Here is a 22,747-nt window from a genome sequence, read left to right on the forward strand (position 1 = left end):
GATTCCCATTTACATCAGAAACTGGTCGAACGTACAGACCTGCGGCAAGTAATCATGGCAGGAACCTAATCCCCGGAAAATCCGTTCCAATCTAGCGAAAATCCAGTATTAAGCGGGGCAATGAAGTATTGCTGAATATGAAATATTTTATCTTCCTTTATACCGATGCCGACTAAAGTATTTTTTCTGATTAACCCCATTTCCGGCGGCCTGGATAAAAAGGGCTTCCGGTCGAATGCAGAACAGTTTTGTAAAACGCATAACCTTTCACCCAAATTTCTTGAAACAACTGGTAAGGATGATCCTTCTCGACTCGCTGAATCATTGAAGGAGTACCAACCTGAAATTCTGGTCATTGGCGGAGGAGACGGAACGGTAAATCTCGCGGCCTCCACGCTTCAGGAAATTGCCATGCAAATTCCGATCGCCATCATCCCGCTCGGTTCTGCGAATGGAATGGCGAGAGAACTTCTGATTCCGGAAGAGCCTCTCGAGGCATTGAAACTAATACTCAACAGCAATCAAAAAAATGTGGATGTACTGGTGGTTAACGGACAATACTCCATACATCTGAGTGACCTGGGATTCAATGCCAAACTGATTCGAAAATTTGAAAAATTCGGACAGCGCGGAAAGTGGAATTACGCACGACACTTTTTCAGCATACTCCAGGAGCAATCCACCTCTGAATACAGCATTTACATCAATGATGAAGTAATTGACATAAAAGCGCACATGGTCGCATTTGCCAATGCACGTACCTACGGAACCGGGGCTGTGATCAACCCCGACGGCAAACTGGATGATGGCATATTTGAGGTATGCATCTTTCGCCCGTATCCATGGTATGCCCTTGGGGGAATTGCCTGGAAATTCTTCATTGGGGATATCAAGGAATCGCCCTATGTAAAGATTATTCCAGCCCGTGAGGCCCTCGTTCTGGTTCACCCTGACGAAGAACTTCAGATTGACGGGGAGGTAATCGGCACCGTTGCAAAGGTGGAAGTCAGTGTATCTGAAATGCCACTTAACGTATTGGTTCCTTAATCATCCAGGGTCACATCAAATGTCACACGGCGGTTTTGCTGATGCTCATCTTCTGAGCACTCATCGCATACGATGAGCAACATGGATTCACCATATGCTACAGATTTCATGCGACTTGATTTTACTCCCTGGGAAATCAGGTAATCAACCGTTGACTGAGCCCTTTTCTTAGACAAGGTCATATTGTAACTGTCGGACCCCCGTTTATCGGTATGCGCTCCAATCACCACCTGTGTTTGCGAATAGGTATTGAGCAGACCTGCAACACGGTTCAGTTTCTCATATTCAGATGGCCGGATATCCCACTTATCGAAATCAAAATGAATTCGTTCTATTCGCTCATGAACTCGTACCGTGTACCCGTTTCCTTCCAGTAAATCCTTCACCTTTTCGATTTTGTCTGGCTTCGATTCCTCCGGAACTGTTTTGATTACAAAGTTGTCTCTCCACCGTTCTTCAGGATCGGCCTTCATCAGGGTTAATTCCTTCCCGAGCAAGAGGTCATAATCAACGTCATTTACAGCTATCGGATAAAGGTCTACCACACCCCTGTTTATATCTTCATCTGATAATGGACGGAGCGGAATTGTACGTGAAATGAAAAATTCATCATTCGTTGCTATCTGATAAGCCGTATCAGCAAACAATGATCTGGAAGCTTCAAGTTCACTTACACTTTCACGGTCCAGGTAAAGCCTTGTAACATGGCCTTCCTGATTTGAAAATATCTTTTTGCCGTGCAGCATGGTTGCGACGCTGTCAAGTACCTTGCCCTCATCATCCACATATGTGATTTCAACAACAATCTTACCCTTGACAAATGAAAATACATCATCGTCACCGGTACGGTTGCTGGAGAAATATCCATTTTTCCCATCCCTCGTAATCAACCCGAAATCATCCCAGGTTGAATTGAGCGGCGCCCCTAAATTGCGGATGTAATACGCGCCATCGATTAGTTTCTCGGCAGCAAACAAATCCAGTCCGCCCATTCCCGGATGCCCGTCAGAGGCAAAGAACAACTCATCCCTGAACAGAACAGGAAACATCTCATTCCCGGGGGTGTTGATATCCGATCCGAGGTTTACAGGTTCAGACCATCCGGTTCCCTGTCGTGTAGACACATAAATATCGGTTCCGCCAAAGCCTCCTTCACGGTTTGAGACGAAGTACAGAACACTTCCATCCTCTGTGATAGCCGGATGTGATACAGAATAGGAAGGGTCATTCAAAGACAATGGCATAATATTCTCCCATTTACCTTCAGTGGTAACATCCGCTTCATAAAGTGCCAGCTGACGCTGATCTTTTCGATTCTTGGCCTCTTCATTCCGGGTGAAAATCACTTTTGTTTCCTGCGCGTAGAATGAGACCGGTCCATCATGAAATTTTGTATTTGTCTCGAATGTCGCAGCCTCATCGTTGCCGGAGCTTGCATAATATAAATCAAGGTAATGCTCATTATTCCAGTGGTACTTCTTATTCGATACATTGCCTGTTCCACGGGAGGAAGCAAACAAAATTCCGTTTTTAAAATAGACGGGGGAAAACTCGGCATCCCCTGTATTTACATTGGATGTTTCGGTTACTTTATAAATGGCACTGTCCATGAAAAAAATATCCATGGCCTGCATGCTCGATGAAATGAGTGACTGATCCGCCTCAGGAAGATTACTCCATTTCTCAAGGAGTCTTTGAACCTCTTCCTCATTGCCTTTTGCCCGGAGTGATTGAATATAATTCAGCTTGTCACGTACTTCCCAGACTGAAGCATCTGATTCTGCCCTTTTGTAGGCAGCGATGGCATCGTCATATTGCTGAAGGCGGTAATAGCTGTTACCCAAACCCATAAAAAGTTCGGGGGATTCCTCCTTTGAGATCGCTTTTTCATAATGCCTGACGGCCTTTGCATAACTGGCATAGCGATACAATGAATCGGCCAGCAGGGCTTGTCTTGGAGACTGCCCCAGGGCTGTGACGGCCGGAGCCATCAGCAGAATATAAAGTATCATTTTCCTCATCATGCCTAGAAGTATCTTGGAGTTATAGTAATGCCCTTGTCGCGAATAAACCGGTAACTTATCAGAAATTCATGTGAGCCGTTCTGAAAAGGTCCCAGATTGTTTTTCCCCGGGAAATCATATGAATAGCCTAATCGGATTTGACGGTTGAAATCAATCTCAAGCAAGGCCGCGAAAGATTCGTCCCACCGGTAGGAGGCGCCTACCCAAACCACTTCTTTAATCAGAAGGTTTGCATTGAGATCAACCTGTATCGGTGCACCCTCAACGCCTTTTACGAGAAAATTAGGCTTCAGCTTGAGGTCTGGAGACAGTGTAAACACATAGCCTCCGTGAAGGAAATAATGACGTTCCTGCTTGCCCTGAATTTCATCTACCGATGTCGTTATTGTATTATGAATCATCTCAGGAATTGAAAATCCAAGGAATCCCTTTTCGCTACGCAGGTAGACGCCCAGACCAACATTAGGCAGCCAACCGCCATACATATCACTAGCAAAGGCCGGGTCCTGTACAATATTCATTTCCGGGTAATAAACATCCAGTTCCGTCATATCAGCCCTGAAATGCGATACCCCCGCCCGAAGTCCGAAGGATATTTTTGTGGTCTTATTCAACGGAATGTAGTATGAATAAAACCCATAAACTCCGTAATGATTACTTATGGTAATCTCATCGTGGATCATCTGAAATCCAAAGGAAGCCCTGCTGTATTTAACCGGGCCGTGTACCGAAAGGGTCTGTGTCTGCGGAGCGCCATTCAGTGTTGTCCACTGTGACCTCGCAATGGCAGTGGCGGTAAGAGCATCCAGCGACCCGGCATAGGCGGGATTAATCGCCAGCGGGTTGAACATGTACTGTGTAAACATGGCTTGTTGCTGTGCAAAGGATTGCATCCCCAAACCAATGCATATGAATAAAAATATAATTCGTTTCATCATGTGTAAAGGTTATTGGTTCAAAACAACATAGCCCTGAATCGGAGCGGATCCATCTCCCAGCTTGATAACATAGAAATATGATCCTACGGGAACCTTTGTGCCAAAGGCAGAATGGTCGCTTTCACCACGCCAGGGATTACTTTCATTTGAATAGCCTTCGATGGTTCGAACCGGATTTCCCCAACGGTTGTAAATGACCACCTCATTATTCTTATAGAAGTCGATCCCCTCGATATGCCAGTAATCATTGATGAAATCAGCATTGGGTGAAAATCCTTCTGAAATAATCAGCGTTGGTGGTTCCTGGGCGGGTAATTCCCTGACATTGATCGTTACGGTATAATCTTCGCTATCACCACCTCTGTCATCGCGCACGATAAACAAAAACGTTGTATAGGGCATGCCCGACTCATCTGTAGCGGGCTCAAAGGATACCAATGAGAAGTCGGTATAAAGCGTGTTCGTGTTTGCCACTACGTCATTATAGAGAAGCTGACCATCCGAAGGCAATTGTGTGATTATAAAACCAGCAAAAAGATCCCCCTCCGGATCAGAATATATAAGCTGATTCGAAGCAAAGGTATAGACCGTATTGGCATCCATTGTAATCTCAATATCTGCACTTGACGGAAGGTCGTTCACGTCTTTTATAACAATCGTCATTGTATAGTCAATGCTCTGCGTCCCCTGATCATCTACAACCCGGAAATCGAATTCCGTAACTCCTGAAATACCCGGATCCGGAACAAATGACAGCAGGTCCGGCTCAAAATAAAGTGTATTCAGTGCAACAGGGTTTCCGTTATAAAATAACTCCCCAATATCGGGGTTTAAGGGCGTGACTATTATGAATCCATTGAAACAGTCTCCATCCACATCATTGTAAAGGATATCATCGGCCATAAAATTATAGGTGACATCCTCATCTGTAAAGACAGTATTATCAGCGCTTGTTGGCGCATCATTAACAGGATTTACAATAATGTTTATAGTGGCCTCTGCAGTATTTGCCGGAACGGCCTGATCGCTGATTTGATAAACGATCTGATCCACCCCAAAATAATTCAGGTTCGGAACATAGGTGATAATACCCGTTAACGGATCCACGGATGTGATGCCATTGGAAGCATCCGATATGATTATCAGACTGGAAGGATCCAGGTCCCCATCCGGGTCTGTGTCATTGGAAAAAGCAGAAATTTGAATATTTGTGTCTTCATCCAGCACAACGTTATCGTTCACCGCTACCGGTGAAGCTTGTCCAAAGCTCCACTGACAGGATAATCCTGAAAAGAGGACGAGAAAACCAACTGTAATTCGTTTCGATACCATTACATATGTATTAAACAAGTGCAAACTGGGTATTAATAGCCGAAAAGCGGATTAGGTAAACGCACAGAACCATTTATCTTTAAAAATGCCGCTTTAACGGCAGGAAATGGCCCTCAACGATATTATCAGATGTTTTTCCTGATTATGAAACAGGCTAAATAAAAAAAGCCCCGGTTTCGCGGGGCTTCATTTTTCCATGTACCTTTTTTTTAAAAAGGATAAGAATTCTTCTCAATTATATAGTCTGCAACACGCCTGCGTGCTTCCTTGAGGTTGTAAGGTTCAACTTTGGTGAATCTTTTCAATCCCATGAGCATCATCCGTTGTTCATCTCCTTCGGCAAACGCATAGATCGCCTGGCGTCCTGCGGCCGCAGCCTTTTCAATGGCGTTGTACAGGAAGATCCGTGACATATCAAGTTGAATACTCACCGCATCTTCTCCCTTTTGCTGGGCAAGCTTCTCTGTCCGTAACAGCGCCGATTCTGCGACATATCCTTCAATAAGCATATCAGCGAGGTTCATGAGAATCTCCTGTTCGTCGCCAAGTTTCTGCATGAACTTTTGAACAGCTGCTCCCGCGACCATCAAACCGGCTTTTTTAAGATTTTTCAGGGCCTTTTTCTCCTTTGCAAATAGGCCATCATCTTCCTGTGCACCAAAATCCGGGATCGACATCAATTCCTGCTGCACAGCCATGGCGGGCGACATCAAATCAAGCTGTCCCTTCATAGCCCGCTTCAGAAGCATATCGATCGATAACATCCTGTTGATTTCATTGGTCCCTTCAAAAATCCGGTTGATGCGGGCATCACGGTATGCACGATCCATCGGGCCTTCTGCTGAATAGCCCATTCCGCCATAGATCTGAACCCCTTCATCCACTACATAATCCAGGACTTCAGAGCCGTGCACTTTAAGAATAGCACACTCAATGGCAAATTCCTCGACCGACTTCAGTTTGGCTTGCGCCTCGTCCATTCCGGAAGCTATGAGTGAATCATATGCATCATCAATGTTCTGTCCGGCTCTGTAGTGGGCAGATTCTGAAGCATAGGTACGTGTTGCCATCTCAGCAATCTTATGTTTGATCGCGCCGAAAGATGATATTGACTGGCCAAACTGCTTGCGTTCATTGGCATAGTTTACGGCAGTACTTGTAACTTCCTTGCACGCACCAATCGCAGCCACTCCAAGCTTGATCCTTCCGATGTTGAGAATATTAACCGCAATCTTGAAACCATTCTCTCTTTCAGAAAGAAGGTTTTCAACGGGAACTTTGCAGTCATTAAAGAAAATCTGACGGGTAGAAGAGCCTTTAATTCCCATTTTATGCTCCTCCTCATTCATGGTTATGCCACCAAATGTTTTTTCCACGATGAATGCCGACAGGTTTTTGTCATCTTCGATCTTGGCAAAAACAATGAAAAGATCCGCAAAGCCTCCATTGGTGATCCACATTTTCTGTCCGTTGATCACATAGTGTTTTCCATCCTCTGTAAGTGTCGCTTTTGTTTTACCTGAATTGGCATCCGAGCCTGAATCTGGTTCGGTAAGACAGTAAGCAGCTTTCCATTCGCCCGTTGCGAGCTTGGGAAGATATTTACTTTTCTGCTCCTCATTTCCATAATAAAGGATGGGGAGGGTTCCAATACCTGTATGCGCTGAAATGGCAACGGCAAATGAGTGACCAGCACCAAATACTTCCGCCACAAGCATGGAAGTATTAAAATTCATTCCAAAACCTTCATATTTCTCAGGAACAGACGTCCCCAGCAATCCCAGTTCACCGGCCTTGTCCAGTAAGGATGGCATCAGTTCGGGGTTTTTCATGCTGTCGATTTCATCCAGCTTGGGATATATCTCCTGCTCCAGAAAATCACGGCAGGTTTGCTGAATCATTTTTTGCTCTTCAGACCATTCTTCCGGAATAAAGACTTCGCTCGCATTTGTTTCACGAATTAAAAATTCTCCGCCTCGAATGGCTTTCTGGAGTTCTTTTTGTTCTGCTGTTGTACTCATAATTCTAATTTTTTATGCCTTCGGCCATCAGTTTAAAAATTCATATATTCCGGCTACACCTTGTCCGCCGCCTACACAGGCAGTTACCATTCCGTATTTGCCGTTTCTCCGTCTCATTTCATTCAGGAGGGTAATCGATAACCTGGCGCCCGTACTGCCAAGCGGGTGACCCAGCGCGATTGCCCCACCGTTCACATTCACTTTGCTCATATCCAGTTCCAGGTCGCGTATCACGGCTAAAGACTGGGCTGCGAATGCTTCGTTGAGTTCAATAAGATCAATGTCATTCAATGAAAGGCCTGCTCTTTTCAATGCCTTCGGCACTGCATAGGTAGGTCCAACACCCATGATCCTGGGTTCAACACCGGCAACGGCATAGCTTACCATACGTGCCACCGGTTCCAGGTTAAGCTGTTTCACCAATCGTTCAGACATCACAAGAACGAACGCCGCACCGTCGTTGGTAGGAGATGAATTTCCTGCGGTTACTGATCCGCCAACCGAAAATACAGGACGCAGTTTTGCAAGGGTCTCCATATTCGTATCCGGGCGCGGACCTTCATCTTTCTCTACTGTAAATTCCCGGGTTTTCTTCTTATTGTCGGCTACAAACGTTTCCTTGATCGAGATGGGAACAATCTCGTCATCAAATTTGCCATCATCCTGTGCTTTCACAGCTTTCATATGCGAGTTGTAGGCAAATTCATCCTGGTCCTCACGGGAAATCTTCCATTGCTGGGCGATCTGCTCAGCTGTTAAGCCCATACTTGTATAGTAGTCAGGATGCTCCGAGGTAATCTTGTAATTCAGTGCCGTTTTCCATCCCATAACGGGAACCATCGACATGGATTCTGTTCCGCCTGCGACCACACAATCGGCCATTCCGGCCTGAACCTTTGCGGAAGCAAGGTGAATCGCCTCCAGTCCTGATCCGCAATAACGGTTGATCACCATGCCCGGCGTGTCCACACCTAATGCCATCAGGGAAATCATTCGCCCCATTTGCATGCCCTGTTCCGCTTCCTGAACGGCATTACCAACGATCACATCATCTACCATTTCATTGGTGAGTCCGTCTACCGAGGCAACCAAATGCTTAATAATGTCCACAGCAAGGTCATCAGGCCGTGTAAAACGGAATCCGCCTTTTTTTGCGCGTCCGACCGCTGTTCTATATCCTTTAACAATATATGCATCCATAATTTTCTCGTTATTAATTTCTTAAGGGCTTGCCCCCTTTGAGTATTGATTGAATCCGTTCAAGTGTTTTCTTCTCGCCGGTTAGTGAGAGAAATGCTTCACGCTCCAGGTCCAGAAGATATTGTTCCGAAACTTCCTGTGGATAAGAAAGGTCTCCGCCGCACATCACGTAAGCGATCTTATTAGCAATCTTTACGTCATGGTCTGAGATATAATTACCCATTCTCATTCCGTTAACACCGGCCATGAACAATGCCATTCCGGTCTTGCCCTGAACACGAATGTTTGTAGCCTGAATTGGGGTAGTATATCCGGCATCGGCCAGTTCAAGAACCGTTTCCTTGGCGTCGGCGATCTGACGATCGATGTTCATGGAAATCCGATCCTCAGGCCTGATGATATGCATTCCCATTGCTTCATGTGCAGAAGTGGCAACCTTTGCAGTGGCAATATTCATAAAGGCATTTTGCAAAGCATTAAGTTCAACGTCGCCTTCCTGCAGGGCATCGGAAACGCGCTTGGTAAGTTCCTTGGTTCCGCCTCCCCCCGGGATCAGACCAACACCTACCTCTACCAGTCCAATGTAGGTTTCTGCAGCCGCCTGCACACGGTCGGCATGCAGGGTCATTTCACAGCCGCCTCCAAGCGTTAGTCCGTGCGGCGCAACCACCACCGGTACCGAAGAATACCGAACGCGCATGATCGTATTCTGAAAATGACGAATCATGAAGTCGATCTCATCAAATTCCTGCTCTATCGCATACATGAAAACCATTCCCAGGTTCGCTCCGGCAGAAAACTGCGCACCCTGGTTTCCAATTACCAGTCCGCGGTATTCCTTTTCAGCAAGGTCGATCGCCTTGTTGATACCTTCAACAACTTCGCCTCCAAGGGTATTCATCTTGGTGTGGAATTCCACATTCAGCACGCCATCTCCCAAATCGAAAATTGTAGATCCGGCATTTGACCACACCACGCTGTTCTTTCGGTAATGATCGAGGATGATAAATTCATCGGCTCCCGGAACAGGCTTATAGGATTTGGAACCGATGTCGTAATAATGACGAACACCGTCACGGGCCTCATAGAAAGATTCAATACCCGCATCCAGCATATCGTATACCCACTGATTGGGCTTATTGCCCATTTGTTCCATTTTCTCAACGGTCTTCCGAACGTTGAGCGTATCCCAGGTTTCAAACGGACCTAATTCCCAGCCAAATCCGGCACAGATGGCATCATCAATTTTATACAGTTCATCTGCAATTTCAGGGATGCGATTGGTCACGTACTGGAATAAACCATAAAAAGAATTTCGGTAAAATTCACCTGCCTTATCTTTCCCTGAAAGCAAGGTTTTAAATCGCTCTTTCAGATTTTCAATAGGACGGGTCATCTCCAGGGTAGGAAATGATACTTTCTTTTTCGGCTCATATTCCAACGTCTCAAGATTGAGCGTTAAAATTTCAGTTTTGCCGTCTTTTTTGGTCTTTTTATAGAAGCCCTGACCAGTCTTATCACCCAGCCATTTATTCTCTTCCAATTTGCCCACCACTGGCGGAAGCTTAAAGATGTGCCGCTCTTCATCGTCGGGCAATCCCTGATACAGTCCGTTCGCAACCTTGATAAGGGTATCAAGTCCGACTACATCCGATGTACGGAAAGTGGCCGACTTTGGCCGGCCGATAACCGGTCCGGTAAGTTTGTCGATCTCATCGACGGAAAGATCCAGCTTCTGCATGGTGTCGATCACCTTCAGGATCGCATAAATTCCAACCCGGTTGGCGATAAAAGCAGGGGTATCCTTGCAGAGCACTGTCGTTTTTCCCAGGTAAAGGTCCCCGTAATGCATCAGAAAATCTGTTACCGCGGGATCTGTCGATGGTGTAGGGATTATTTCCAGGAGTCTGAGGTATCGTGGCGGATTGAAAAAGTGTGTTCCACAGAAATGCTTCTTAAAATCGTCAGACCTTCCGTCAAGCATTAAATGAATGGGGATCCCGGATGTATTGCTGGTAATCAGCGTTCCCGGCTTGCGATACTTTTCAACTTCTGTAAAAACTTTTTTCTTGATATCGAGGTTCTCAACCACCACTTCGATCACCCAATCGCATTCCCCAATATCTTTCATATTATCATCGAAATTACCGAGGGATACGCGTGATGCAAATTCCTTATTATACAGCGGAGCCGGGTTGGCAGCTACCGCGGTGTCGAAGGATTGGCGGACAATACGATTTCTTACGCCCGGATCTTCCAGTGTAAGTCCTTGCTTTTTTTCCTGGTCGTTAAGTTCCCGGGGTACGATGTCCAGCAGTATCACCTTCACGCCTATATTGGCAAAATGACAGGCGATCCGTGAACCCATTATTCCCGAACCAAGAACGGCGACTTTTCTAATTCTTCTGTTCATATGGCTTGATTCTCATTAATCATAAATCGAATTGTTTTCAATTATCTTATTCACATCATTGATGACGTCGAAAAACACGTCGAGTTTCTCCTGGGGTATGCGTTTTCTCACTTCTTCATTGAAGCGAAGCACTGTATTTCTGGAAACTTCCTTTTTCTGCTTTCCTTCGGGGGTCAGGTAGATCCGTACAGATCGCTTATCCTGCTCATCAGGCTTGCGGTATATGAGGCCCTTGGTTTCCATATTTTTCAGCACTCTTGTAAGGCTGCGGGCCTCAAGGCCCATCAGCGGAGCAATCTTGGTTGCAGGTGTACCCTCGCGTGAACTGATATTCAGCAACACAAACCCAATGGATGTAGTGATATCCTGCTTGGATGCCTGCTGGTTATACATTCTTGCAATGGCATGCCAGGTGGTTTTAATATTGTGATCTATGGTTTCTTCGCGCGTCATTCAATAATCTTTATACGTCAAATATAACCAATTTGTTATGCATGCATACTATAATTAGTATTTTTTTCTATTGAATGCAACCTAACAGGACTCATTACAGTATATACCTAAGTAGCCAATGTATTCATAACATATGCATGACAGAGAATTACTTAAGGGAACTTTACAGACCATTATTCTGCAGCTTTTATCCAATAACGGTGAGATGTACGGATACGAGATCACCCAAAAGGTGAAAGAATTATCACGTGGCAGCATTCTGGTGACGGAGGGAGCCCTTTACCCGACATTACATAAACTGGAGTCGGAAGGACTGCTAAAAACCCGCCGTGAAAAGAACGGGAAGCGCATCAGGAAATATTATTATCTCACCACTGAAGGTAAATCTATTGTTACAGAAAAAGTAGATGCATTCCGTTCCTTCATTCAAACTATGTATTACGTACTTGATATTAGTCCTGTCTGATGGCATTGAACAACAGCCATATTGATTTCATCAAAAACGAGATCGAGCGCCGCAGCATCGTAGCGGATGACCTTACGGACGAGCTTGTTGATCATTTCTGCGAACTCATTGAAGAGCGTATGGACGGGGGCCAGCGATTCTTCGAAGCCTATCAAGCGGTCATGGCTTCCTTTGGAGCATCATCAGGTATTACAGAAATTCAACACGAAAACATCAAAACTCAACAACAACAATCCATCATGTTTAAGAACTATCTAAAAATCGCAATCCGAAACATTAAGAAGCAGAAGTTTTATTCGTTTATAAATGTATTCGGACTGGCAACAGGTATTGCCGCCAGCATGCTCATCGTGCTGTTCATTATCAATGAACTCCAGTATGATAATTTTCATACAAATCGTGATCGTATTTATCGAATCATCTCAGATGTCCATTTCGGTGATAATGATTTTACCTTCCCGGTAGCTCCCGCTCCACTTGCGGCGGCGTTACGTCTTGAATTTCCGGAAGTAGAAAATACCGTAAGAATCCGTAAACAGGGGAGTTTTCTGGTTCGGCCTGTTGAATCTGCCGATAACATTAAGATAGACGACCTTGCCTTCGTGGATTCCACCTTTTTTAAAATTTTCACGGTTCCGTTCATCGCAGGCAATGAGGCAGATGCCCTGAAGGGTCCGAACAAAGTCGTCATCAGTGAATCCACTTCCAGAAACCTGTTTGGGTCTGCCGAAGCCCTGGGCCGACAGGTACTCCTGGACGGTGACCGACAAGCCGTAGTAAGCGGGGTCTTTAAGGACTTCCCCTCGAACAGCCATCTTCAAATGGACATTCTTGTATCCATGGAATCATTGGAGGAGAGCTTCAGTCCTATATGGCTGAGCAATAATTTTTATACCTATGTTTTGCTGAGTGAAAAAGGTTCCTCCGGGGCATTGCAATCAAAGTTTCCTGCCATGGTCGATAAATATGTAGGCCCCCAGGTAAAGCAATTTGTAGGTGTTGATTTTGAGGCGGCAAAAGAAGCAGGTACAAGAATTGAATACACTCTTCAGCCTATGCCGGCTGTTTATCTGTATTCAAATTATACATTCGATATAGGGCCCACCAGTGATATACAGAAGATTTATATATTCTCAGCGATTGCCTTTCTGATCATTATTCTAGCATGTATAAACTTCATGAATCTTTCAACCGCGCGGTCAACTACCCGTGCAAAGGAGGTGGGAATCCGGAAAGTACTGGGGTCCATTCGCGGCCATCTTATGCGCCAGTTTCTCACCGAATCGGTGTTGTTAACTGCCCTTGCATTTGTCATTGCTGTATTCCTCGCACAGATCTTTCTCCCTTCATTCAATCAGATCGCATCGAAGGATCTGGCAATCCCTTTCAACAACCCGTTGTTCTATGTGCTGAGTGCAGCTGGCATACTGCTCCTGGGAATAGCGGCCGGTTTATACCCGTCCTTTTTCCTGAGTGCATTTCGCCCGGTGCAGGTGCTTAAAGGTAAAATTTTAAACAGCCGGTCAGGCGCACCGATCCGCAGTGCACTGGTTGTACTTCAGTTCGTGATTACGATTGCCCTGCTGCTGGGTACCACGGCAGTGTACAAACAGCTCAATTACATCAGTGACAAAAAACTTGGTTTCAACAAAGAGCAGGTCCTGATCGTTCGGGATGCGTATATGCTTGGAAATGATCTCGACGCATACCGCAATAATGTTCTTTCATCCTCGAACATCAGCTACGGTTCGGTTTCAGGATTTCTTCCCGTTACAAGTTCGAACCGCTCCGATGCCACCTACTGGGAAGAAGGCAAAGCAATCGATGATGAGAGTATGGTCAATTCACAGGTCTGGGTTGTCGACGACCAATACGTAAATACCATGGGAATGGAAATTATTGAGGGCCGGAATTTTTCACCTGAATTCCCAAGTGATTCAACGGCTGTTCTATTGAATGAAACTGCCGTAAAAGCATTCGGGCTCGATGATCCGGTCGGGAGGAGGCTGCAGTCATTTGCGTATAATCCGCGCACCAATGAATCCTACCCTGATTCATTTAATACATACACAGTAGTGGGTGTTATGAAAGATTTTCATTTTAACGATATGCACAGGGCGATTTCACCGGTGATGTTTCAACTTGGCAATAACTCCAGCCTGATATCCTTTAGATTCAACAGCACCAATACAGACGAGGTGATTGCTTTTGCTGAAAAAGAATGGAAAGCATTGAATAGCGGAGTGCCCTTCAACTATGGTTTCCTTGACGATGAATTTTCGTCCATGTATCAGAACGAACAACGTCTTGGCGACATCATTACCATATTTGCCGTGCTTGCAGTTTTGATCGGTTGTCTGGGGCTATTCGGATTGGCAACTTTTCTCACCGAGCAACGAACCAAGGAGATTGGTATTAGGAAGGTTTTAGGTGCTTCGAATCAAACCATTGTTATGTTGCTTTCCCGGGATTTCGGAAAGCTTGTGCTGATATCATTTATTGTCGCAGTTCCGTTTGCCTGGTATATGATCAGTCGCTGGCTGGTCTCCTTCGAATACAAAACCAGTATTGGATGGGAAATCTATTTGATCGTAGGATTTGTTGCCTTTGCAATTGCGGGAGTTTCGATCGGTTACCAGGCCATTCGTGCAGCACTTTCAAACCCGGCAGACATCATCAAAAGCGAATAATTAACGGGACTCGGCCAGCCTGTTTATCAGCGGCTCCAGTCGTTCGATAACCACATGATCCATAATAACAACTTTATACCATTTTGGATGGTGATGGTTATCGGGCACAAGGCCAAATTCCTCAGCGATCTCTTTTGAAATACAGGAACTGTCGATCGTTACGATATTTGAAAATTCGTTCCTGAAATATGAAATGGAAAGTTTATCGAGATGCTCACATAGCCAGCGCGCCCGGTTAAGCAATATCAGTATTTTTTCTTTCCATCCGTATGGGCCATTCTTCATCAGAATCATCCAGATGGCGACGGCATTCGCCCCGGAACGACTTCCGGAGAGTGTATAGTCTTCTCCTTCAACATAGCTGGCCTCCCGCGTATTGGTATAGTGCATAAAGCCCTTACGGATCAGGAATATACCTGTGCCGTAGGGTGCCTGCACCATTTTATGGGCATCAAGGGTAACGGAGGTTACATGTTCATTGGAAAAATCCAGGTTGTGGTTTGGGTTTGCAAACGGATAGAAAAATCCCCCGTATGCCCCATCCACATGTAATCGAAATGGCAGATCTCTCGCAGTTAAGGCCTGAATGTAAACATCGGGATCGTCGACCGAACCAAACATGGTGGTCATCATGTTGGCCAGCACTATGAAATATTTTTTTCCATCCAGCAATGCCAGATCAATAGTTCGTTCAAGGTCGGACGGGAGAATCTTGCGTGTGGAAGGATCGACAGCTACTTTATATTGATCAAGAACAAAGACATCACACGCTTTATCAACAGAATAATGTGTATCTGCCGAAGATAAAATGGTAATCTCAGAAAGGCTGGCTTTGTATTGATCCAGAAAATAATTCCTGTAAATCCAGATCGCCTGCATATTAGCCTCGGTACCACCTGCAGCTACATACCCATCTGTATCGCCTCCGCGCAGAATATCCTGGGCACAAAGTTCGATCACTTCCCGTTCAATCTTCTGCGTACCATGAAAAGCACTTTCTGATCTGTCGAGCGTATGACATCCGATATGATTCGGATTATGAACAAGTGTAGCCAGGAAGGGTGCTTCTTTCAGAAAAGGTTCATCATTATTAAAAACCTTGCTGTCCAGATGGGATGCAGGTACACCCAGAATATTTTCTGTATAGTAGTCTACATTTTCATCCAGCGCAGCAAAAACGCGGGCTTTAATTTGATCCTGAGATAGCTTTTGCCAGTATTTCATCCTTTTCCCTGATAATTTTACAAATATCAGGAAATTGAATTGATGCTGCCACGGAATTCATCAATAACTGCTAACTGCCAGGGTTCAATTGGCTCAATACGCCTTTCGCTCCCTGTATGTGAATCCGAAGCTCCTCACATTTCATCAACGCACGTTTAATCTGTACATTCTTCAGCTCCAGCTCAGAATTCGTTAGAATTCCTTTGTCATGAAGTGAATTTAAATGCATCTGTTTCTCATTTATTCTGCTCAGCATTTTTTCAAGTTTAGCAGAGCTATCCCGAATGATTTTTTCCAATTCAATCTTATGCTGGAAGGAATCTGTGAAAACAAAGGCCTCTGATTTCATCCGGTCGTCCTCCAACTGGAGACTTACAGATGATTCTTCCTCTTTTTGAAGAGAGTCCATTGGCTGTTGCCGATCTGAAAAAAAGAAATCATCCTTTGCTCTGCCCTGTGAATGGAGTTTGCTAACAGCAAAACAACCACATAAAAAATATGTATACAGAATTAGTTTTCTCATCATGTCATATGATATTTAAAAGGCTATCCACTTCAGCTTCCGTTTGAACGGCCTTGATCTGAAGTTGCCTTGCCGGCTCATATTGAATTTTTAAATGCCCGCTTTCCTGATCCCTGGAGGGTTTCTCTTGCGAGCAGGCAAAAACAGCAAAAAATAAGACAACCAAAATTGTCGCTGTTGTATATCGCATAGTATCAAAGTAAAAAATGATCGTACCGGTTGATACAGCAGAACCTATGATGGTTACCGGCATTTTAGGTCGAAACGGTTTTGATTTCTTTTTCGCGTAAGATTAAGAGGCTTTTCTGCCAGCATTACAGGCGCTGAAATGATTTCACCCGATTTTGAAACAACGGATTTAGCGCCGGATGTAATTTATTGCCTGGTCAATGTCTATGGAAGTACTGGTGTTCAATACCAACTGATCGAATTTTTGCGGTGGAAAGCCATATTCAAGGTGGGAATCCCAAATATGCTGAATATACCATTCTGGCTCCTGCCCCCATCGCAGGTCTAGCCGCTTTCGTTTCTTAAACGATTCTTCATCAATAGTCAGTACGATTCGCTTGTCAAACAGTGAGTTCAGCCCGGGATGCGCAAAAATCAGAATGCCTTCAACGACAATATGATCATAAGAAAGCTGTTTCTCCTCAATGCTGGAAATGATCTTTTTGAAGTCTACGGCTGCGGGAATTTCCCAGTCGACATGATCCCGAATACGGGGTAGTATTTCGGCATTAAATTCATCCTGATGAATGACTGTTGCATTCTCAAGTACCTCAGATAATGATATTGCGAGGGAAGATTTCCCCGACCTGCTGGTACCGCCAATGCCTATGACACTCATTCGTCATACATGCTTTCGATCAGTTCGTTATATCGGGAAAGGATCTTCTTCCGTTTCATCTTCATGGTAGGGGTTAGGAGACCATTTTCCACGTCCCAATTTTCCTGAACGATCCGGATTTTTTTGATTTTCTCATATTGAGCGAGTCGATCATTAAATACCTCAATATCCCGTTGCATTGCTTCTTCCTGAGACTGTAGATCAATATCAGCGTGGGTCTTAAGAAACGCTTCATTGGGAACGATCAATGCAGAAGGGAATTTCCGGCCTTCACCAAGTACAAGAATTTGTTCAATACCGGATGCCGCCTTCATCAGGTTCTCAATTTTTTGCGGGGCAATATACTTTCCTCCTGAAGTTTTAAAAATCTCTTTTTTTCTATCTGTAATACGAAGCAAACCATTGGTCAATTCGCCTACATCACCCGTACGCAGCCATTCTCCATGAAGCACCTTTGCAGTTTCTTCCGGATTCTTGTAGTATCCCATCATCACATTTTCACCCCGCACAAGAATCTCTCCATCTTCGTCAAACTTTACCTCGACGCCATCGATCACCCTTCCCACACATCCCGGAACGACCAGTCCCTTTTCAGGATAGGAAAGCGAAATTCCAGGTGATGCCTCTGTTAATCCATAAGCCTCCATCACATAGATCTTTGCCGCCCAGAATATACGAACAAGCCGGGGCTGTAATGCTGCTGCTCCTGAAATAATGTATTTAATATTCCCGCCCAGGGCGATACGCCATTTTGAATAGATCAGCTTGTCGGCAAGTTTTAATTGTATGGAATACGATAAGGACTGCTTCCCATATGGTTCGTGTTTTTCGGCAAGGCCAACTGCCCAAAAGAACAATTTCTTTTTTATACCCGTGAGTGCATTTCCAGCAGCTATTAGTTTTTCATAAACCTTCTCCAGCATTCTGGGTACCGTATTGAAATATTGCGGTTTAACTTCGCGAATGTAATCCCCAAGGTTGTCAAGATCATTCACAAAATAAATTTCAATCCCGTGCCGCATATAATGATAGGTACTGGTACGTTCAAAAATGTGGCACAGTGGTAAAAAGCTCACCAGCCGTTCACCGGCCTGTGGCAGAATATAGGATCGGGTAAGTGAATCACAATTGGCAAGAATATTCCGATGCGAAAGCATTACACCCTTGGGCCTTCCCGTAGTCCCGCTTGTATAAATTATAGTGGCCATTTCCATTGGCAAGGTCTGTGCCCTGCGCTTAACGATAACAGATTCGTAATCATCATAATCAAGCATCAGTGATTTCCATGATTTATCTCCTGACACTTCCTCTGAAAATGTTACAACTCTGGGAGGATACGTCATATCAGCAATGGCTTCTTCCACACGAGCCAGAATTTCGCGATCTCCGCAGAAGACAAGTTTGGTTTCTGAATGATCCAGTATGTAGCGATAATCATCTGCCGAGGCATTGGGATAGAGGGGTACATTCACCCCGCCTATCTGGGAAATGGCATTATCAGCTATAACCCATTCCGAACAATTATAACTTGCAATGGCAACACGGTCCTGTTTCTGGATGCCATAATTAAGCAATCCCGCGCTTAAGGAATTAACACTCTTTACAAGGTCTGCAGTACTGTAGTGCACCCATCCGTTGGGTTTACGGTCAGACAGTGCCCTTTCCAGTGGCGACTGTTCCAACTGATAAAAAAGGACGTCAAAAAGCCGGTTAATTTCCATAGAGTTAAGGATCAAAGAGAACCATCTGAGTTGAAGTCACCCCTTAGTGACCGATATCTCTTTCTGGCTTCCACAACATAAATACTTCCGGGGTAAATTCGTAAAAATTCGCCATAAATTTCCATGGCTTTATCTTTGTCATTCAGGTTACGCTCGTATATTTCTCCCAGGGTAAAGTATGCATCGTCACCCCAAAGATCTTCGGGATAGCTGGCATAAATCTCCTCCAAAAGTTCTGCAGCTTTTTCAAAATTACCGCTTCTGCGCATAAGTTTTGCTTCGAGCCAAAGAATCTCGTCGTTTATAGGATGACGGGGATATCGGAGCTTCATACTGTCAAGTAACTCAATCGCAAGGGAGTCCTTATTCTGAAATAATAACAGCTCAACCCGGGCGTAATCCTTCATGGCTACCTGGGTGGAATCAAAATAGGAATTATCACGAATAAGTATGCTGAGGGCCATTGCATCATTAGCAATGGTGCGCGTGGTTGCCTGCTTCAAAATATCAAGGTGCGCCTGGGCAAGTTCAAAATCACCCTGGTAATAAGAAAGTTTAGCGTTCCTAAGTTTTGCCTCATATCCGAGTAAATCCTCTTTTCGTGATTTTTCTACCTGAGAATACAACAAGGAAGATTCCCAGGGCTGGCCGTCAAGAATGTAAATGTTTCCTAAATCAAGTTTTGAACGGGCAATCAGTTCATCTCCTGCCTGGGGTGCAGCAATTACTTCATTAAGTATTTGAATTGCACTGTCCTTTTCGTCCACGTAAAACGCATGCAGCAAGGCCTTGCTTCGCATAGCTTCATATGCACTCCTGTTATTCCCTAACTCTGATATGAAAATATCATAGTCGTGAATCAGATTACTGATCTCCCTTTTGTCAACCGGAAAGGTATTTCGCACCCGCTGTTCGTAGGATCGGATCAGATACATACGGGCCAGAATGTAGTTGTACGTATCAGGATATTCCTTTATCAGATAACTGAAGATCTTGATAGCATTGTTGTAATCATTATTGTCAAGAGCAATCGTTCCAATATTGAGGGATCGCGATCCATTCGTCTGAAGACGCTTGTCAATAGCCCTTGCCTGTATGAATGCCCCATAAAAATTCCGTTGCTGAAGGTGCACCCAGATCAACAATTCGTTATAAATATTCTCGTCAGGATTCTTCTGAATTTTATCATAAAGGAGGTATTCCAGACTCTCTAATTCCGCCGGCTCGGTGAGAAGATTTTGAAGCGTATTCTGAACATACTTCAGGTTGCCGGGATTCTGACTGACATAATTCAGGTATTCCTGAACCATCAGATCTTTCTCATTCATGATCCGGTAAATATTCGCCATTTCCAGGGAATAATCATATGGATTGCCCGAGGCCCTTCTTGCCGTTAGAAATGTCTCAACCGCTTCCTGCATAAATTGTTTATTGATGAGATAATCTGCTACGATGCGAACCAGATGCGGGCGTGTCTTCACCTGTTCCCTGATCTCCTGGAATTTCTTTCGGGCTTTATCCTCATCACCCCGGTCTGAATACAAGTAACCAAGATCAAGGTGGTAATAAATATTTTCAGGATTCCGTTTCAAAAGCTTATCCAGATAATCCTCGGCATCGTCATAACTTCCTGTCTCCAGGAGGAGAAAAAAGTAATTGCTGTGGATAAGTGGTATATTTTGCTGGTTCGCAACCAACTTCTCATAAATGGCCCTGGCTTTATCAAAATCACCCTGACCATAATATTCATTGGCCAGCTGTATAGATTTTGTATCCTGACCAAAGAGGCCGGTTGACAAGAAAATCAATATAAGAGTCAGGTATTTATTCACACTTTCAACACTTCAATATTAAATATAAGTATATATAAATTAATTGTTATCTATTGTTATGTCTGTGGATATGTTAATAACTGTTTACTGTATTGTTTGGTTGTGTGAGTAGTGTATAAGCGTTGGATTTTTCACAATACTTATACACATATATAAAATTTATAAGTATCTGATTAGTAATGATATATATTAGTTATGAACATGTTTGAAGATTTATGTGGATAACCTGGAATTGTAAAATAATTTAAATTGGACGTGGATAGTGAAGCGTATAACTTCCAGATACAGTAAGTAATTAACACGCGAAAATTAAATGTTTAGCCTATTCGTAATACAACGTTGATAAGCCCTGTTTTATTCACAGTTATTAACAATTTATTCACCGGTGATTTGAAGAGTTTCTTCGCGGACAAAATTAGCCCGAAGGTTCATTATTTGTTCCCCGCCGGCTGATACAAAATGAATTATAGGCTCCGGTGGAAGTTGTTCCAGGAAATTACCGGGATCCCATTTTCCGTTTTGATTAGTATCAATTACTGCTCTTAGGGTGTAATCGCCAGGAGGGAGATTATTAAATGTGAATTGTTTTCGACCTTCCTGTAAGAATTCACGGTAAACTTTGTTTTGGCTATCAAGAAGCTGAATAATAACATTAGATTCATCTGAGAGGAGGTTGACAATTAATGTAGAAACATCCTGTTCTCTTAAAAATGAGAGTTGATATGATCTGCTTTTAATGGTGTCTGACTGTACACTTAAAAATGACTGCTTGCCAATATGCAGATAAGGAAGTTTGGCATTTCTATCCCGTGCCTTTACTTCCTCCGTATTATCAGGAGTCTTGAATAAATCTGCATTAAGGGAGTAAGTAATTCTTAACTGTGTTCTGTTCGTATTCCAGTTGAAATGGGAAGTATCAAAGTTTATAATATTTAATGAATCTATAAATATATATAGACTGTCAGATTTGAATAGAGAACTTGGTTTTGTAAAGTTGAGTTCAGCATTAACAATTGGCCTGGAAACAAAAACAGGAGAGATAACAGTTCCTACGTTGTAATCGGATCTTCTTGTTGAAGATAAATTAAATCGTGTATATACAGTGTCGGTAAGACTGTAGCCAAGACTGTCGGTCACTGATATAATAGTTTGAACACTGTCTCCTTCGGCATATGAAGCAGAAGGGAAAAATTGAAGAACGGTCGGATCAGTCGGATCAATTTGAGAAATGACTGTATCAGGTGATTCTGCGGTGTAGCTTATGAAAGACTTGTTGAATTTAGCTAGGTATATACTGGCGGATGGTCGGGCACTGAGCAAACGTAGTTTACCAAGATCGAGATTAACGAGTGGTATTGAATATGTGGTGGCTGTAGTATCCACACGAATTAAACCGGGAATGAAGCCATACGGCTCCTTGGAGGATTCAGCTTTGAGGTTCCGGTTATTATCATTAATGGCATATAATTTATAGTCTCCTTGTTTAAGGTTTTGTAATAGGAATTTTCCACTGTCTGTTGTCTCTGTAAAATAGTAAGGGAGATCTGTAAAAATGTCTGTGGTATCTGTGGAACGATATAGCACGACAGTGGCTTTCTCAGGAATACTTCCATCAAGTATATTATATACGTTACCTGACAAAGAGAGGCTGTCAAGTTCCGGGCCCGTACTAAAAGCCAATTGTAAACGCTCTGGAGGATTGCCTTCAGTAAGATCCTGAATGCTTTCACGAAAGCTTATCGTATAGGTAGTATTGGCATCGAGTAATGAATCAAATATGAGCGTTACCTCGTTTCTTCTGACTTTTAGTTCGTAACTAACATCGGTACGAGGTGTGATGAGAATCTGGGTTCGTGCATTTTTTGCCTGGACATCTTCATCAAAGACTAGTTTGATTTCACGGGAGGTAAAATTACGCGTTCCGTTTTCAGGTGTAATACTGATGAGTGCAGGTGGTGTTTCATCCTTTGGACCTCCTGTTGGCTGTGATGTTTTGGCACACATGGTGAATAGTAT

At 44.0% G+C, this 22,747-nt stretch carries 17 protein-coding genes; 3 read left to right on the plus strand and 14 right to left on the minus strand.

All coding sequences use genetic code 11. The features are described from left to right. The first annotated feature begins 165 nt into the window (after window positions 1–165). Complete coding sequence (locus LDX50_RS26740; protein WP_225699356.1) at window positions 166–1,047, plus strand: diacylglycerol/lipid kinase family protein; 882 nt, start codon at window positions 166–168, stop codon at window positions 1,045–1,047. On the opposite strand, the gene LDX50_RS26745 is transcribed toward LDX50_RS26740, so the two are convergent. The 7 genes from LDX50_RS26745 to LDX50_RS26775 form a co-directional block, all read right to left on the minus strand. Next, window positions 1,044–3,071, minus strand: a complete 2,028-nt coding sequence (locus tag LDX50_RS26745) for an OmpA family protein (RefSeq protein WP_225699357.1) — start codon at window positions 3,069–3,071, stop codon at window positions 1,044–1,046. The two genes, LDX50_RS26740 and LDX50_RS26745, sit on opposite strands and share 4 nt — an antisense overlap. A gap of 2 nt (window positions 3,072–3,073) precedes the next feature. Continuing rightward, window positions 3,074–4,009: a PorP/SprF family type IX secretion system membrane protein gene (locus tag LDX50_RS26750; protein WP_225699358.1), complete on the minus strand. Its 936-nt coding sequence runs from the start codon at window positions 4,007–4,009 to the stop codon at window positions 3,074–3,076. 9 nt (window positions 4,010–4,018) lie between these two features. Then, entirely contained in the window at window positions 4,019–5,341 is a 1,323-nt protein-coding gene (locus LDX50_RS26755) for a tandem-95 repeat protein (protein WP_225699359.1), read from the minus strand. A 209-nt stretch (window positions 5,342–5,550) separates the two neighbouring features. Beyond that, complete coding sequence (locus LDX50_RS26760) at window positions 5,551–7,362, minus strand: acyl-CoA dehydrogenase family protein (RefSeq protein WP_225699360.1); 1,812 nt, start codon at window positions 7,360–7,362, stop codon at window positions 5,551–5,553. 27 nt (window positions 7,363–7,389) lie between these two features. Continuing rightward, window positions 7,390–8,562, minus strand: coding sequence for a thiolase family protein (locus tag LDX50_RS26765; RefSeq protein WP_225699361.1), 1,173 nt, complete (start codon window positions 8,560–8,562; stop codon window positions 7,390–7,392). 13 nt (window positions 8,563–8,575) lie between these two features. After that, entirely contained in the window at window positions 8,576–10,975 is a 2,400-nt protein-coding gene (locus tag LDX50_RS26770) for a 3-hydroxyacyl-CoA dehydrogenase/enoyl-CoA hydratase family protein (RefSeq protein WP_225699362.1), read from the minus strand. 15 nt (window positions 10,976–10,990) lie between these two features. Further along, complete coding sequence (locus tag LDX50_RS26775) at window positions 10,991–11,428, minus strand: MarR family winged helix-turn-helix transcriptional regulator (protein WP_225699363.1); 438 nt, start codon at window positions 11,426–11,428, stop codon at window positions 10,991–10,993. 133 nt (window positions 11,429–11,561) lie between these two features. Between LDX50_RS26775 and LDX50_RS26780 the strand changes: the two genes are divergently transcribed. Continuing rightward, window positions 11,562–11,894, plus strand: coding sequence for a PadR family transcriptional regulator (locus LDX50_RS26780; protein WP_225699364.1), 333 nt, complete (start codon window positions 11,562–11,564; stop codon window positions 11,892–11,894). Then, window positions 11,894–14,584: an ABC transporter permease gene (locus LDX50_RS26785; RefSeq protein ID WP_225699365.1), complete on the plus strand. Its 2,691-nt coding sequence runs from the start codon at window positions 11,894–11,896 to the stop codon at window positions 14,582–14,584. The genes LDX50_RS26780 and LDX50_RS26785 overlap by 1 nt, the downstream gene beginning before the upstream one ends. Here the strand turns inward: LDX50_RS26785 and LDX50_RS26790 are convergent, their stop codons facing one another. The 7 genes from LDX50_RS26790 to LDX50_RS26820 form a co-directional block, all read right to left on the minus strand. Next, window positions 14,585–15,808 (minus strand): pyridoxal phosphate-dependent decarboxylase family protein, encoded by a 1,224-nt coding sequence (locus tag LDX50_RS26790; protein ID WP_225699366.1) that lies wholly within the window; start codon window positions 15,806–15,808, stop codon window positions 14,585–14,587. It lies immediately after the preceding gene. 70 nt (window positions 15,809–15,878) lie between these two features. Beyond that, on the minus strand, window positions 15,879–16,334 hold the full coding sequence (locus tag LDX50_RS26795) for a hypothetical protein (protein WP_225699367.1): 456 nt from the start codon (window positions 16,332–16,334) through the stop codon (window positions 15,879–15,881). A gap of 1 nt (window position 16,335) precedes the next feature. After that, window positions 16,336–16,521, minus strand: a complete 186-nt coding sequence (locus LDX50_RS26800; RefSeq protein ID WP_225699368.1) for a hypothetical protein — start codon at window positions 16,519–16,521, stop codon at window positions 16,336–16,338. Between the two features lie 168 nt (window positions 16,522–16,689). Further along, window positions 16,690–17,178: a nucleoside/nucleotide kinase family protein gene (locus tag LDX50_RS26805; RefSeq protein WP_225699369.1), complete on the minus strand. Its 489-nt coding sequence runs from the start codon at window positions 17,176–17,178 to the stop codon at window positions 16,690–16,692. After that, complete coding sequence (locus tag LDX50_RS26810) at window positions 17,175–18,899, minus strand: AMP-dependent synthetase/ligase (RefSeq protein ID WP_225699370.1); 1,725 nt, start codon at window positions 18,897–18,899, stop codon at window positions 17,175–17,177. The genes LDX50_RS26805 and LDX50_RS26810 overlap by 4 nt, the downstream gene beginning before the upstream one ends. An 11-nt stretch (window positions 18,900–18,910) precedes the next feature. Then, the gene (locus LDX50_RS26815; RefSeq protein ID WP_225699371.1) at window positions 18,911–20,698 is read right to left on the minus strand and encodes a tetratricopeptide repeat protein; all 1,788 of its coding nucleotides are present in this window, start codon (window positions 20,696–20,698) and stop codon (window positions 18,911–18,913) included. 408 nt (window positions 20,699–21,106) lie between these two features. Beyond that, complete coding sequence (locus tag LDX50_RS26820) at window positions 21,107–22,735, minus strand: Ig-like domain-containing protein (protein WP_225699372.1); 1,629 nt, start codon at window positions 22,733–22,735, stop codon at window positions 21,107–21,109. Between the last annotated feature and the right edge of the window lie 12 nt (window positions 22,736–22,747).

The organism is Fulvivirga sedimenti (assembly GCF_020328055.1).

Bases quoted from the DNA above. Each gene is read 5' to 3' on its own strand.
- LDX50_RS26805 (WP_225699369.1), bottom strand. From the start codon at position 17,178: ATGAGTGTCATAGGCATTGGCGGTACCAGCAGGTCGGGGAAATCTTCC.
- LDX50_RS26795 (WP_225699367.1), bottom strand. From the start codon at position 16,334: ATGATGAGAAAACTAATTCTGTATACATATTTTTTATGTGGTTGTTTT.
- LDX50_RS26790 (WP_225699366.1), bottom strand. From the start codon at position 15,808: ATGAAATACTGGCAAAAGCTATCTCAGGATCAAATTAAAGCCCGCGTT.
- LDX50_RS26780 (WP_225699364.1), top strand. From the start codon at position 11,562: ATGCATGACAGAGAATTACTTAAGGGAACTTTACAGACCATTATTCTG.
- LDX50_RS26750 (WP_225699358.1), bottom strand. From the start codon at position 4,009: ATGATGAAACGAATTATATTTTTATTCATATGCATTGGTTTGGGGATG.
- LDX50_RS26740 (WP_225699356.1), top strand. From the start codon at position 166: ATGCCGACTAAAGTATTTTTTCTGATTAACCCCATTTCCGGCGGCCTG.
- LDX50_RS26765 (WP_225699361.1), bottom strand. From the start codon at position 8,562: ATGGATGCATATATTGTTAAAGGATATAGAACAGCGGTCGGACGCGCA.
- LDX50_RS26745 (WP_225699357.1), bottom strand. From the start codon at position 3,071: ATGATGAGGAAAATGATACTTTATATTCTGCTGATGGCTCCGGCCGTC.
- LDX50_RS26785 (WP_225699365.1), top strand. From the start codon at position 11,894: ATGGCATTGAACAACAGCCATATTGATTTCATCAAAAACGAGATCGAG.
- LDX50_RS26820 (WP_225699372.1), bottom strand. From the start codon at position 22,735: ATGTGTGCCAAAACATCACAGCCAACAGGAGGTCCAAAGGATGAAACA.
- LDX50_RS26775 (WP_225699363.1), bottom strand. From the start codon at position 11,428: ATGACGCGCGAAGAAACCATAGATCACAATATTAAAACCACCTGGCAT.
- LDX50_RS26800 (WP_225699368.1), bottom strand. From the start codon at position 16,521: ATGCGATATACAACAGCGACAATTTTGGTTGTCTTATTTTTTGCTGTT.
- LDX50_RS26810 (WP_225699370.1), bottom strand. From the start codon at position 18,899: ATGGAAATTAACCGGCTTTTTGACGTCCTTTTTTATCAGTTGGAACAG.
- LDX50_RS26755 (WP_225699359.1), bottom strand. From the start codon at position 5,341: ATGGTATCGAAACGAATTACAGTTGGTTTTCTCGTCCTCTTTTCAGGA.
- LDX50_RS26760 (WP_225699360.1), bottom strand. From the start codon at position 7,362: ATGAGTACAACAGCAGAACAAAAAGAACTCCAGAAAGCCATTCGAGGC.
- LDX50_RS26770 (WP_225699362.1), bottom strand. From the start codon at position 10,975: ATGAACAGAAGAATTAGAAAAGTCGCCGTTCTTGGTTCGGGAATAATG.